The sequence below is a fragment of the Leptolyngbya sp. FACHB-541 genome (genome assembly GCF_014695875.1).
In the GTDB taxonomy this organism is placed as follows: domain Bacteria; phylum Cyanobacteriota; class Cyanobacteriia; order Elainellales; family Elainellaceae; genus JAAUTN01.
In genome coordinates, this window is record NZ_JACJPC010000135.1 from 17886 (window position 1) to 31379 (window position 13494).

Genomic DNA, 13494 nt, shown 5'->3' on the forward strand with positions numbered 1-13494 from the left:
TCTCATGCATCTTGTTAAAAAAATAGAAATTATTGCCAATTCATTTGAGCTTGGCAAGATTTTGGATAGCTTAAATAAGTCGGGTATACACGGTCACGCTGTAATTCGTAATGTTGCAGGTACAGGGTTGCGAGACGGCACTGAAGATCTAGATATGACCATGCTAGATAATGTTTACATTCTTGCTTTCTGTATGCCTGAGCAAATTAAAACAGTTGTCGAAAATGTCCGCCCTTTGCTCAACAAGTTTGGTGGCACCTGTTACGTCTCAGATGTAATGGAAATCCGCTCTGTTAAATGTATTGCATCACTGTGAGTCACTATGAATCATACCCATAGTTTCATTGGTCGGCGTGACCTGCTAAAACGAGCTTCAATCACAACATTGGGTTTAGCAGCTGGCACTTTCTTAGGGCGCGTAAAGCAGGCTGAAGCTACTGAACTCTCTGCGATCGCCCCTTCCCTCAGTCCTGATGATGCTCTACAAAAACTGATGGAAGGCAATCAACGGTTTGTCCAGCATCAGCCGCAATATCCAGACCAGTCAGCAGCACGGTTACAGGAAGTGGCTCAGGTGCAGCATCCCTTTGCCACTGTACTGAGTTGTGCAGACTCACGAGTGCCAGCCGAAATCCTTTTTGACCAGGGCATCGGTGACATTTTTGACGTGCGAATCGCCGGAAATATTGCTACGCCAGAGGCGCTTGGTAGCATTGAATATGCCGTTGTTCTACTAGATACGCCGGTGCTAATGGTGCTGGGGCACGAGCGCTGTGGTGCGGTCACGGCTGCGGTGCAGAATGAGACTCTACCCGGTGAGATTGGCAGCTTCGTCAAAGCGATTTTGCCAGCGGTTGAGCGGGTTAAAGACAAGGCAGGTGATACGGTCGATAATGCTGTAACTGCGAATGTGCAGTACCAGATCGAACAGTTGAAGCGATCGCCCCTCCTAACAGAGCGATTACAGTCAGGCAAACTCAAGATCGTCGGCGGTCGATACGACCTGGACACAGGAACAGTAACGATGGTTGCTTAGCCCTGGTTCCAGCGAAATCTGGACTTGAGCAGAGTTTTGAGGAACTTAGTTCAGACAGTTCACGATGGAGCAGCTTGTCAACGTTGATCAGTATCGTTTCAACTATCGGACGGTGGGACATCCCGCTCATCCCGTAATTCTGTTTTTGCACGGGTTTATGGGGGATTGTCATGAGTTTGACCAGACGATCGCCCTTCTATCCAATCACTACTATTGTCTCTCTATCGATCTACCAGGACATGGAAAAACTCAAGTCACAACTGGTGATCAAGCGTATACCATCAACAACACCGCACACGGTTTAATCCAATTTTTGGAGGTTCTCAAGATTCAATCCTGCTCCCTCGTCGGCTATTCAATGGGAGGACGACTTGCCCTATACCTGACGCTTCACTTTCCACATAGGTTCTTAAAAACAGTATTAGAGTCTGCTTCTCCAGGGCTAAAGACTTCAGCCGAGAGGGAGGAGCGAATTCAACAGGATCTCACTTTAGCCAAAAAACTAGAAGCAAATTTTCCTTCCTTCTTAACAAAATGGTACGAACAGCCGCTATTTAACTCACTTCAACACCACTCAGACTTTGAGAAATTGCTAAAGCAACGTCTAAAAAATCGTCCCGCACAGCTTGCTAAGTCTCTCTGCTATCTGAGTACAGGCTGTCAACCTTCACGGTGGCAACACATTCAACAAAACACAGTTCCAATCAGTCTCCTAACAGGTGAATTAGACCCTAAATTTGTCCAGATCAATCATGAAATGTCTCAGCTAGGAAAACTCATGCAGCTCAGAATTGTGGAGCGGTGCGGGCATAACATTCACTTTGAAAATGCTCATATTTTCGCAGAGCAGATCCAAAACTTTTTAAGCAAAGATGTTTGATATCTGCTGAGCCTGTGCAGATCTTGCTGCAATGTTTAACGAGATTCTCTAAACATCTTTGGCGTTACACCCACACATTGACGAAAGAGGCGAGTAAAAGAACTGTGGTTTGTGAAGCCAACTTCAAAGGCAATTTCGGTAATCGTCAATTCTGGTTTTGACAAGAATTGCTTTGCTCTATCAATTCGGCATTGGGTGAGATATTGATGGGGAGTCCTACCCGTTGACTGCTTGAATAACCGACAGAAATGATACTGGCTCAGTCCTAATATCCCTGCCATATCAGCCAGAGAGATATCCTGATCCAGATGAGTTTGGATGTAGTCCGTTACCTTTTGCAGTTGAGACTTTGACAAATACCCTGATGCTCTCAGCGGCAGTTTCATCTGCCACGTTGAATAATGCTTAATCAAATGGATTGCTAATCCTGTCGCTAACGATTCCCCAAACATTCGCCCTGCTGGATGGTCTGCTTCTACATCCGCTTTAAGAGCAAGCCCAACTTGCTGAATGAATGGATCAACCAAACCAATTTTGGGAATCAGTTCAATCCGATCGGGCTGAATCGACTCGTTAACGATCTTCTCAAAGAAGGCTGGAAGAAAGCCAATCAAGGAAAACTCACCAGGTTGCTGCCAAATCGATGAGTACCTGACCTTAGCAGGAATAAACAACACCTCACCGGGCTGACAATAACAGGTTTGCACCTGTCCCTCAAATCGATGCTCTGATGAAATGGGATGTCCACTGCCCGTGATTCCAATAACGTGCTGCATGTATTGAAATTCTGGACTTTCGTGCGCCGGATGATCGTAGTGATTAAAAAATATCCCTTGCCATTGCGATCGCTGACTTGAAATGACCGGCGACTCGGACAACGCAGGACGAGCCTGTTTAGTTAAATCAACCAGCGGTAGCCCATTTACAGAAGTCATAGCAAAGAACCTACGCCGTCAACCCTAATAATTTAACGTAAAGAGAAATAAGTCATACCAATTCCAAAAACTAGGATTACAGATGAGTCGGGGCGATCGCCCAACGCTCTACTTCCACAAATTATTCAGAATCGCTCTACAGGTTTTGCTGGTAGTGCAAATTTTAGTCATAGTGAGTAAAAGCTGAAATTCATTGATGATGGAGAAGCACTCATTCTTGACTGCAACTTCTAGTAAGTCGTCTACTTCATTAGACAGATTTTTCTTCTACTCCTTAAAGTGGAGCAAACCCTGAAACTTTTGACTGGACTTGAAAACCGGGTTTCTACAGAAAACTTGTGTAGTGTGCTTCTCCGGGGGAAAGTGTTTCTTTACAACAAAAATAGTCTGGAAAAATTGTAATTTCTTAATACCAACTAATTTCCCGCAATAAGATTCTATGAGAGCTATAAAAAACATTGCTCTAACATTTTTGGTTTTGCTTGTTTTAGCTGCGCCTGCATTCGCTCAAACCTCTGATACAGCAAATACAAATGGGTTTTTAGCTAGCATTGACGCTGTTTTCGGTGCAGTTGTAGCAGCTCTAGAAAAAGTGATCTTTCTCAGTATTGGCGGTATGCCACTGGTTGTCCTGTGGCTACTGGCGGGAGCAATCTTCTTCACGTTTCGGATGAAGTTTGTTAATATTCGGGCGTTTCGTCATGCGATTGATGTGGTTAGAGGCAATTATGATAACCCCGATGAACCTGGAGAAGTCTCTCACTTTCAAGCACTTTCTGCTGCGCTCTCTGCCACGGTTGGGCTAGGTAACATTGCAGGAGTGGCGATCGCTATTCAGCTTGGCGGACCCGGAGCCGTCTTTTGGATGACTATCGTCGGGCTGCTAGGCATGTCTAGCAAGTTTGCTGAGTGTACCTTGGGCTTGATGTATCGCATCATTCGTCCCGATGGCACTGTTTCTGGCGGGCCAATGTATTATCTCTCCCGTGGCTTAGCGGAAAAAGGGTTGCGTCCTCTCGGTAAAGTTTTGGCAGGGGTCTTCTGTGTATTTTGCATCGGTGGCGCATTTGGCGGCGGCAACATGTTTCAGGTTAACCAGTCTTTTGCTGGCTTAACTGCCGCTATTCCTGCCTTGGAGGGCTTCAACTGGCTCTATGGTCTGGTTCTCATGGCGTTGGTAGGCTTAGTCATCATTGGTGGGATTCGGCGAATTGGGGCAGTAGCCGGGTTTCTGGTCCCCGCGATGTGTCTCACTTACTTTGTCGCAGCACTTTGGATTCTCGTCACTAACTTGACCGAAATTCCAGCTGCCGCTGCCACCATTGTGCGTGAAGCCTTTTCACCTCAAGCAGCGATTACAGGAGGACTCGTTGCAGTCTTAGTTCAAGGTGTGAGACGGGCTGCTTTTGACAACGAAGCTGGAGTCGGCTCAGCCCCCATCGCTCACTCTGCTGCCCGGACTGATGAACCTGTGCGCGAAGGCATTGTTGCTCTACTGGAACCGTTTATTGACACCGTTGTAGTCAGCAATATGACCGCTCTGGTTATTGTAATCACCGGAGTTTATGCCAACCAGACAGGAGGAGAACCCGATGGCATTCAGATGACCTTTGAGGCTTTTTCTACCTCAATCCCCTGGTTTCCTGTAATTTTGGGGATTGCAGTCTTTTTGTTTGCCTTCTCCACCATTATTTCCTGGGGCTATTATGGCGAACGAAGCTGGACATTTTTGTTTGGGGAGCGATCGCTAAGGGTCTACCAGATCATCTACGTCATCTTTGTATTTGTTGGAGCAGTGGTAAACCTGCAGTCTGTTCTCAACTTTGGTGACATGATGATTCTGGCAATGGCATTTCCCAACTTACTCGGCTGTTTTCTCCTATCAGGCAAAGTAGCAGAAGCATTGGAAGATTACCTGACCCGTCTCAATTCGGGACAAATGGTTGAGGTAAGACGAGTGGAAGAACCTACCGTTCGTTAACCTTTAGACTATACGTAGCGGCAGAAACCTAGAACTTGGCTCATGCAGGATGCCTTAGCGCAGCGTAACGCATGGCTCACCTGCTTCACCTCACCGATTCCGAACCTTCAATCAATAAAACTTTTGCATGAATCACTTTTGAAGCGTGAAGGGTAGCGCTAACCCTTCACGCAGAAATTTCGATGAATTCATGCCATTAAGTAGCGGACATTTGAAATTGAGGGGTCGAATGGGATAAAGCAAGTTCTTCTGGTGACATGAACTCCTCAATCTTCTCGAATAGAGGGGATGATAGATATCGCTCACCCGTATCGGGCAGCATACAGAGAATGACAGAGCCAGCAGCGGACTTCTCAGCGACCTGCATTGCAACGGCAAAGGTTGCACCTCCGGAAATTCCGGTGATAATTCCTTCCTGACGAGCTAATTGATTAGACCACTCAATACCCTCTGCTCCGGAGATTGGAACAAACTCATCAAAGTAGTGATGATCAATGGCTTCTTGTAAAACATAGGGGACAAAATCAGGAGTCCAGCCCTGAATAGGATGGGGTTGGAATGCTGGATGGCTCACGGCAGGAGAGCGGTCTGCGTTGCGTTCCTGAGGAATGTTAGACCCAACCACTGGAGCATTACTGGGCTCGGTGAGAATGATTTTTGTCTCAGGTCGTTCTTTACGCAGTACCCGAGCTACACCCGATACAGTTCCACCTGTGCCATAGCCTGTAACCCAGTAGTCAAGCTTTTCTCCTGCAAAATCAGCTAGAATCTCGCGGGCAGTCGTGTTTTCGTGGATTTTTGCGTTGTCATCTGTCTCAAACTGATGAGCTAGAAACCAACCGTTCGCGTCGGCTAATTCTTTTGCCTTTTGGTACATGCCGTAGCCTTTTTCGGCCCGGGGGGTGAGCACCACCTTAGCCCCCAGAAATCGCATCAGCTTGCGTCGTTCAATCGAGAAACTATCCGCCATCGTAACCACTAAAGGATAACCCTTCGCTGCACAAACCATAGCTAGACCAATGCCCGTGTTGCCGCTGGTGGCTTCCACAACGGTTTGACCCGGTTTGAGATCCCCACGACGCTCGGCTTCTTCAATAATGCTGATAGCTAGACGGTCTTTAACCGAAGCAGCAGGATTAAAAAACTCTGCTTTGACATACAGACGAACATGACCAGGGGCTAGGGTATTGATCCGAATGCAGGGCGTATCTCCAATGGTATCTACAATGCTTTCGTATAGACGGCCACGACCAAGGGTTTGACGTGAATCGTTGGAAGTCATGTTATTTTTTTCCTCAATCAACCGTAATCGTCCGTGCCATATTATTACTGCGTTAATGCCTCTGATTGAACAATATTGTTGCGTTGACATCGAAAATGTCAAAGAACGTTATTTTTCGCAAAACTTATAAAGTAGCTGCCCCATATCTCTGACTCTGCAGCGATCGCCAAAGATTGTGGTGTGGCTATAACCTTAAAGGCTATAACCTCAAAGATTAGAACAAAAAATAGAAATAGGGCAGGCGTTGACATTGAAACCGTCCAGACGGTACAGTAAATTTATAGTTACTTACAAGTGTTTGGCGATCGAGCTTTTGCCTGCTGAAGCTTGATGCTAAAACGCAGAATACCTCCAGATTTCGTGATAGTTTCCTGGTCATTTCTGTGTCTGATATCTATGGCTGATACAAAACGGTCAAAATCTCGATCAGCCACGCGTGCAGCCCTGCTCCGGGCTGCTAGTCAAGTTGTCATTGATAAAGGAGTTGAAGCGTTAACACTGGATGCTGTAGCTCAACAAGCAGGAGTCAGTAAAGGAGGGTTGCTTTATCACTTTCCTAACAAAGACGCACTGATGACGAGCATGGTGGAGCAACTGATTCAAGATTTTGAAGTGGTATTGCAAACTGAGTTTGACCAGGACGATGCACCGGGAACACCCGGACAGTGGGTACGCGCATATATTCGAGCGACGCTACGGTTTAGCAAACAATCACTGGCACTAGTTGCCCGTCTTTCTTCGATTGCGGCTAACTCGCCCGACTTGTTTGAATCTGCCAAAGTCTATGAACAGCAGTCACGACAGCGAATTGAAACCAGTGGAATTGATCCCATAAAGGCAACAATTATTCTGTTGGCGGCTGATGGTTTGTGGCTTTCAGAAGTGTTTCAAGTTGGCACTTTAGAGGAGCCTCAGCTCATTCAAGTGGTGGAAACACTGCTGGCGATGACGCGATCGCCCGAATCAGCTAGCTAATATTTCTCAATCTGTTGTTTGAATGCTGATGACTCTAGTTCATTCAGCTAGTTTGTCCTGCCAATGCACATTTTTGCTCACATACAATTACTCACATACGAGATTTATCATGGAAGCCAATCAACCATCAATGGCAACACCCAATTCTGAACTATTTGGCAATCCTTATCCTTGGTATGCTCAGATGCGCCGTGAATCACCTGTGTGGTATGACGCAAATCAGCAAGTCTGGATGGTGTTTTGCTATGAGGATGTAAAACGGATATTTTCGGATTGGCAAATATTTTCATCCAAAATTCCTCATCCACCTGAGCAAACTGATTTGACTCAAAGCTTGAACTATACTGACCCACCCAAACATCAATCACTGCGATCGCTGGTTGCAAAGGTGTTTACGGCTCGTCGGATAGAAGAATTAGCACCGCGCATTACTCAAATTACCCATGAACTGATTGATCAAGTCCAGGGACAGGAACGGATTGACTTTATGCATGACCTGGCAATTCCCCTACCTATCATTGTGATTGCTGAAATTTTAGGTATTCCCATTGCAGATCGCGAAGACTTTAAGCGGTGGTCAGATGGAATTGTGGTGTATGACTCAACGGCAATAACAGCAATGGCTGACTATTTTCGACATTTGCTAGAACAGCGGCGACAGCATCCTGGCAAAGACTTAATTAGTGATTTACTTGCCGCCCACGAAGCAGCCGAAACCCTGACTGCTCAGGAGCTAGTAGATTTCTGCATGATCCTGTTAATCGCTGGTAATGAAACCACAACAAACTTACTGGGAAATGCTGTTCTCTGTTTCAAGGAACATCCAGAAGCCTTCGAGCGGCTGAAGCGGGAGCCAGATCTGGTGCCGCTGGCAGTCGAGGAAGTCTTGCGCTATCGCTCCTCGGTGCAGGGAATAGAACGGTTTACCAAAGTTGACGTACAGGTGGGGGAACAGACCATTCCAGCAGGACAAATGGTCATCGTTTGGATGGGGTCAGCCAACCGGGATGAGACAAAGTTCGATCGCCCAGATGAGTTCATTGTCGATCGTGATCCCAATCCACACTTAGCCTTTGGCAATGGCATTCACTTTTGTCTGGGTGCGCCCCTGGCTCGTCTAGAAGGCAAAATTGTACTAAGTGCGGTGCTAGAACGCCTGTCCAACTTACGGATTGATCCAAACGCCACATTGGAGTTTATTCCCTCGACTGGAGTGCATGGGGTTAAATCCTTACCCGTCCTGTTGTAAACGTTTCAAAATACGGTGGTTATATTAGCCGCGCCTTTCAACGTATCCCTTGATAAGTTGGGTAATAGCCAATATCTCAAGCATTAAGTATGTATACACATTGGCAACCAAGAATGATTGCTTCACCTTTCTGTAATCAACTTTTCTAAGGCTAAGAGAACCTATAAATGATTCCACAACCACAGAAAACCAAAACATAGGAAGGAGTGTGAAGATGATTTCCAGTGGTAGAAACGGAAAGGAACCCGGCTGCACCGGTACAGTCGATCCAAAAAGTATGGTTCCGGTCAATGCTCCAATCGGTAATATAACAAGCAGCCCTCCGACAACAGTTGATATAACATTGGTGCTAAAAGCAACCCAAACTGCTTTGAAAACACCAGTTTTAAGCAGTTTCCTATGAATGTAGGCTTCAATCACAATAATTGGGATTAGCAGGAGAACCTGATAGAAAAGGCTCTGAGAGAATAGTGGAATTCCAGCATTTGCTAAGAGTATGTTTTTAAAGTAGAAGGACGAACTGCTAATCAACATAAGAACCTAAAAAACGTGTTTCTTAAATATATAAATGGGTACTAGCTAACGGTGCACTTGAGCGGACGCAGACAACCTTTGCGATACACCTAAATCTTTCGTCAGTCCGCTCCAAGCGAATGTTTGACTGCAACCTACTGTACCGTGTAGCCGCCATCAATCACTAAGTTGTGCCCAGTGATGTAAGAAGCATCGTCAGAACATAGCCAAACAACTGCTTTAGCAACCTCCTCTGGCGTTCCACCTCGCTTGAGCGGGACGCTTGCCTCCATTTGCTGCAAGGTATCCTGAGGAACCTCAGCCAATAAATCAGTCAAAATTAAACCTGGACTGACGCAGTTGATCCGAATCCCTTGTCTCCCGTATTCCATTGCAGCAGTTCGGGTTAGAGCCACTACCCCTCCTTTGGCAGCAGTGTAGCTGCCAAAATTAGGCACACCAATTACACCACCTCCTTGAGATGCCATATTGACGATCGCCCCACCCCCACTTTTGAGCATCGCCGGAATCTCATACTTCATCGATAGCCACACTGCTTTCAGGTTGACGTTTAATTCTAAGTCCCACTCTGGCTCTGACAGTTCAACGAGTGGTGTAGCTTTGCCAAATCCAGCGTTGTTGAAAACACAGTCGAGACGACTGTAGGACTCTAAAGTTCGATTAATGAGTGCATCAATATCTGCTGCCTTTGTCACGTCAGTCTTGATAAAAAAACCATCACTGCCAGCCGCTTTGACCTGCTGAACTGTTTCTTCGCCTTCTGACTCTCTACGAGCCGCAACAACGACCTTCGCCCCTTGTCTAGCCAACTCAATCGCAGTAGCTCGACCGATTCCAGAGCTTCCACCTGTGACGATCGCGACCTTCCCACTTAGCCCAAGACCCATGCTGCTCGCTCCTAGTTACAACTGTTTGTGAGTAAGCTAGGAGAAATGTTCACGATTGTCTATCAACTTCTTGCGATCGCATTCCATAAATATCCCCTGAAAGGCACATCACTAATAATTTAGCGGTCGAGCGTTCGCGGTTACTGGATGTAGATAACCTTTACACCCTAACTGATTACGTTGAATACATTCCAGTGCAACATGGTTATTAGGTGTTTAAACAATCTTCAGCATTATTCCTACGCTTTTTCATCACAAACTTAAGAGGAAAATTGTAAGAATGCAGCCAGCGATCGCAATTGATGTATGAAGCGCCACCCAAAGCTGATTGGGATAGATTTTTGTCATAAACGGGTGACGCTTTTCATGAAATTCTTTTGCTTGAATCCTCAGTGCTTCAATCTGTGCGTCAGGATATAACTTATCTAACTTGTCACGATAAAGTTTTATGATTGATAGACTGTAATGAATGCGTTCTCGGTATTTGCGAACACCGATCGCTCCGTAAACTCCCAGAAAAATAAGCAGCAGAGATAGTGGAAGATTATTCCTATCAAGACCTTTCTGAGTAAAAATTCCTACTATGGCTGAAGCAATAAGAAGAATAATGTTGCTTAAAGCTGATCTCTGATCCTCTGCTTGCTTTACCTCAGCCCATCTCTGCTCGCAAAGCTTCAATAAAACATCTGTTGAATCTGCCATCTCATTCTGCCTTTTCAGGAAAAGTCATACTCTTCGTTCACTTTAGACCCGAGTTCTTTTTAGAAAGCTCCCTCTAGAAACGTTATTGGCATTTCTCCGACTTTCCTACAGTAAAGATCTTATAGGGACAAATAACCTATTCAGCGCATTCTCCTTGCAAAAAGACACCTAACGCTGTCCATCACCCGCCGCAGATACCCTTTGAATTTCGATAGGTAACTTCTCGGCGATCGCCGTGCATGGCGTATTCGGCTGCGATCGCTTACTCAAATCCATAAACTTGGTGCGTTCCCAGGAATTTATCGGTGGAGTAATTAATGGTTGTAACGTGGGAAACGCACTCTACAAAATCTGCGATCGCACTGAGTTAGAAGCGATAATAGACGCTAGATAAGCAGATGCAGCTATTTTTCAAAGAAAAACTCACTCCGCAGACGAAGAATGACCTGTTCTAAAGGTATGGCTCCAGAAGTAAATATCCACCCTGCTAAAGCAATCGATAAAAACAAAACCATCATTAAAAAGGAGAGAGGGATTTTGTCTCTAAATAGTCTAAAATGCTTCTGCTCGTCTAGCCAATCAATTTGATACTGCCAGAAAAATTTGTAATGCGTATACCAGTCACTAAATAGAATCTGTTTGCTAATGCTTAGCTGGTAATATTCACTCTCAATTTGCGTGAGCTTTTCTATACTCTCAGGTAAAGCATCATCATCTGCTTCTTTGACGTGAAAATATAGCTTCTTAAGTTCGTTAAAAAGCTGAATAAGTGATACACCTACCTCTTCATATTTGTCTTTTTGTGAATCGTAAAACGATATATACAAGCTGATGATACCAAGAATTATGAGTGATGCAGATAAAAAACGACTTGAAAGACCATTAAAAGCAAGAGAATAAATGCCAACAGTTATGGAAAAGAGCCTTATTAATCCCGGAACTTTGACAACGATATCAAATGTTGCCAAATGTTTCTTGGCTCCAAAGCCAACATTGTAGGCTGTCTCTGCGATCAACTTCAACAGGTTGTCCCTATTCATAAAATCACTCAATCGGCACGTCAATTCTATCCTCAGCAACCACAATGCCATTCTTAACGGCATAGCACTCAACTATATGATGACCTCTGAAATCTGTACTTTCGAAATTTTTTCTGGAGCCTGAATCAGGAAAGATCTGTCCTCGAATCATATCCCTTTTCCTTGCTGCCTGACCGCGATTAAGAACCTTCCAATAGATGGAGTGGTTTCCTTCTATGTCGTGGTCTTTTATGTAGAATTTGAGGTTTTTCTGCCGTGCAAGGCGAAACTGTTTACGAAGAAACTCAGATAAAGAAGATTCTCTGAATCCATTCTGCGAGATATCACAATCAATTGTTATGTTGTATCGAATGTCAATCGCAAACTTATCTTCTATAAATTGCTCCGTATTCCTCCAAATCGGTTGAGAAGCCGCCGCTACATCATTATTAGTAACGGGTCTATTCGGAAAGGGTCTGCCATAAACCTTCTTCCACTTGTCATGAGCGATATCCTGCTCACCAGCTTCTATTGCTTCTACACATAGTTTGTAAGTTTTTTTCGCTTTTCGCTGAAACTTTTTTTTAACTCTAACCCTCTGGTTGCTTCCAAGAGCCGCGTAATAATCTTGATTTGGCTGATCCATGAGATATGTAAAGAAGTCTCGGCTCATCACGTCATAGTAGCCATGGCTCTTGTTATCGTAATCAGTTGTCGATTTTAGAAAATTGTAAGCTAGTGTGTCGATAAGCAATCCTCCCATACCTACGCCATGCTTGTTCTTCCATGCTCTAGCCATTTTACAGAGCTGTTGAAGATTGCTATTTTTCTGAACGTCAAATTCTGACATTGCCTCAATCTCTTCTCGAGGTTTAGTTATTTTCCAACTGCCATCACCGTAAGTATCAGGATACTTAAAGCTGCCATCATCCTGTTCAAAAACCGGCTGCACTTCAATATGAAAGTTTGTGTATTGAACGCATACCACAAGGCGGTCCACGAACACTTTTGTATTAGGGTATCTAACCTTAATCGCGTCTTTTGCATCAGATAAAAGCTTGTACTGCTTTCCATCCTTGTAATCAGACCACATCCCTTTAGGCATGATGTAGAGCATATCTAGATCTGAGATGCCCTTAATGGCTGTTTTACGTCCAATCGAACCAACCTGTAATGAATTTGCTGTTTTCGACTCCGTATCTCTAAATTTTTTATTCAAAGAAGCTGTAACTTCTCCATACCGATCACTTATTTTGTCAGCGTTATCTATTGCTAAATTACTCAGGAACTCGTTAAACATTTTAAACATGTCCAATCTAGAATCCTCTGCTCCTAAGTCTATCGGCGCATTATCACAATTTATTATAGTACACGCATATTACTTTTCATTTTAATATCATTTGGTTGATGTACGGTTTTCGACTAATTGCACTTGTAGGAGATAGAACACTTATTTACTGAGAAATGATACAGAAGCTGTTTGTCTTATCGGAACTTCGACTACTTTGCTGTAGATTTGCCAACATGAGGTAGATCTACAGCAAGGCTGCTGTAGATCTGCTCAAGCTTAATCGGAGTGAGCGTGGAGTAAGAAGTTTGTTGGATGGATAAAGGGGGAGGAAGCGATCGCCCCTCCCCTCTATATTTCTCTTACTCTCCTCTTCTACGATCGCGAGTCAAAATACTCATCACTTCACCAGAACTGGGAGCGGGTAAAAGCGGACTCCAGGCACTCACTTCAGCAAAGCCACGACCATATAAGTCGTGAATTGTTTCAATTACACCGTCGCGAGAGCCGATGATGAGAACTCGCAGGCGATCGCGCTCACTATTCTGAAGTGCAGAAACTTCTCTCTCAACAGTAGGAGCGTTGGGAGATTCCAAGAAACATTGAGACATGAGTTGTGACTCCTTTAGGGTTTTTGAGGAAACCCCAAAAACCTAGCCACCCCGCTTTTTCTGACACGACAAGTCGGGGTGGCTAAGGGAGTGTTAAAATTCACCATTAGCCGCC

General features: G+C 44.8%; 14 protein-coding genes. 6 read left to right on the forward strand and 8 right to left on the reverse strand.

Annotation, left to right across the window (positions count from 1 at the left end):
• The first annotated feature begins 4 nt into the window (after positions 1–4).
• The 3 genes from H6G00_RS29110 (at position 5) to menH (ending at position 1916) form a co-directional block, all read left to right on the forward strand.
• The gene (locus H6G00_RS29110) at positions 5–316 is read left to right on the forward strand and encodes a P-II family nitrogen regulator (protein ID WP_190643670.1); all 312 of its coding nucleotides are present in this window, start codon (positions 5–7) and stop codon (positions 314–316) included.
• A 6-nt stretch (positions 317–322) separates the two neighbouring features.
• Positions 323–1036, forward strand: a complete 714-nt coding sequence (locus H6G00_RS29115; RefSeq protein ID WP_190799392.1) for a carbonic anhydrase — start codon at positions 323–325, stop codon at positions 1034–1036.
• Positions 1037–1100: 64 nt separating this feature from the next.
• The gene (gene menH, locus H6G00_RS29120) at positions 1101–1916 is read left to right on the forward strand and encodes a 2-succinyl-6-hydroxy-2,4-cyclohexadiene-1-carboxylate synthase (RefSeq protein WP_190799393.1); all 816 of its coding nucleotides are present in this window, start codon (positions 1101–1103) and stop codon (positions 1914–1916) included.
• A gap of 35 nt (positions 1917–1951) precedes the next feature.
• Here menH and H6G00_RS29125 read toward each other — a convergent pair whose 3' ends face one another.
• Positions 1952–2851, reverse strand: a complete 900-nt coding sequence (locus tag H6G00_RS29125) for an AraC family transcriptional regulator (protein ID WP_190799394.1) — start codon at positions 2849–2851, stop codon at positions 1952–1954.
• Between the two features lie 439 nt (positions 2852–3290).
• Here H6G00_RS29125 and H6G00_RS29130 point away from each other — a divergent pair, with 439 nt between their 5' ends.
• A complete protein-coding gene (locus H6G00_RS29130; protein WP_190799395.1) occupies positions 3291–4832 on the forward strand; it encodes an alanine/glycine:cation symporter family protein in 1542 nt (513 codons plus the stop codon).
• 196 nt (positions 4833–5028) lie between these two features.
• Here the strand turns inward: H6G00_RS29130 and H6G00_RS29135 are convergent, their stop codons facing one another.
• Positions 5029–6114, reverse strand: coding sequence for a pyridoxal-phosphate dependent enzyme (locus H6G00_RS29135; RefSeq protein ID WP_190799396.1), 1086 nt, complete (start codon positions 6112–6114; stop codon positions 5029–5031).
• Between the two features lie 396 nt (positions 6115–6510).
• Here H6G00_RS29135 and H6G00_RS29140 point away from each other — a divergent pair, with 396 nt between their 5' ends.
• Entirely contained in the window at positions 6511–7089 is a 579-nt protein-coding gene (locus H6G00_RS29140; protein ID WP_190799397.1) for a TetR/AcrR family transcriptional regulator, read from the forward strand.
• A 109-nt stretch (positions 7090–7198) separates the two neighbouring features.
• Positions 7199–8338, forward strand: a complete 1140-nt coding sequence (locus H6G00_RS29145; RefSeq protein WP_199318783.1) for a cytochrome P450 — start codon at positions 7199–7201, stop codon at positions 8336–8338.
• A 24-nt stretch (positions 8339–8362) separates the two neighbouring features.
• Here the strand turns inward: H6G00_RS29145 and H6G00_RS29150 are convergent, their stop codons facing one another.
• The 6 genes from H6G00_RS29150 to H6G00_RS29175 all read right to left on the reverse strand — a co-directional run bounded on the left by H6G00_RS29150 (position 8363) and on the right by H6G00_RS29175 (position 13379).
• A complete protein-coding gene (locus tag H6G00_RS29150; protein ID WP_190686192.1) occupies positions 8363–8872 on the reverse strand; it encodes a hypothetical protein in 510 nt (169 codons plus the stop codon).
• Positions 8873–9006: 134 nt separating this feature from the next.
• Positions 9007–9759, reverse strand: coding sequence for a glucose 1-dehydrogenase (locus H6G00_RS29155; RefSeq protein WP_190799398.1), 753 nt, complete (start codon positions 9757–9759; stop codon positions 9007–9009).
• A gap of 252 nt (positions 9760–10011) precedes the next feature.
• Positions 10012–10461, reverse strand: coding sequence for a hypothetical protein (locus tag H6G00_RS29160; protein WP_190799399.1), 450 nt, complete (start codon positions 10459–10461; stop codon positions 10012–10014).
• 404 nt (positions 10462–10865) lie between these two features.
• Positions 10866–11501 (reverse strand): SLATT domain-containing protein, encoded by a 636-nt coding sequence (locus H6G00_RS29165; RefSeq protein ID WP_190799400.1) that lies wholly within the window; start codon positions 11499–11501, stop codon positions 10866–10868.
• A gap of 4 nt (positions 11502–11505) precedes the next feature.
• On the reverse strand, positions 11506–12780 hold the full coding sequence (locus tag H6G00_RS29170) for a nucleotidyltransferase (RefSeq protein ID WP_190799536.1): 1275 nt from the start codon (positions 12778–12780) through the stop codon (positions 11506–11508).
• 350 nt (positions 12781–13130) lie between these two features.
• Positions 13131–13379, reverse strand: a complete 249-nt coding sequence (locus tag H6G00_RS29175; protein WP_190799401.1) for a hypothetical protein — start codon at positions 13377–13379, stop codon at positions 13131–13133.
• Positions 13380–13494 lie beyond the last annotated feature (115 nt).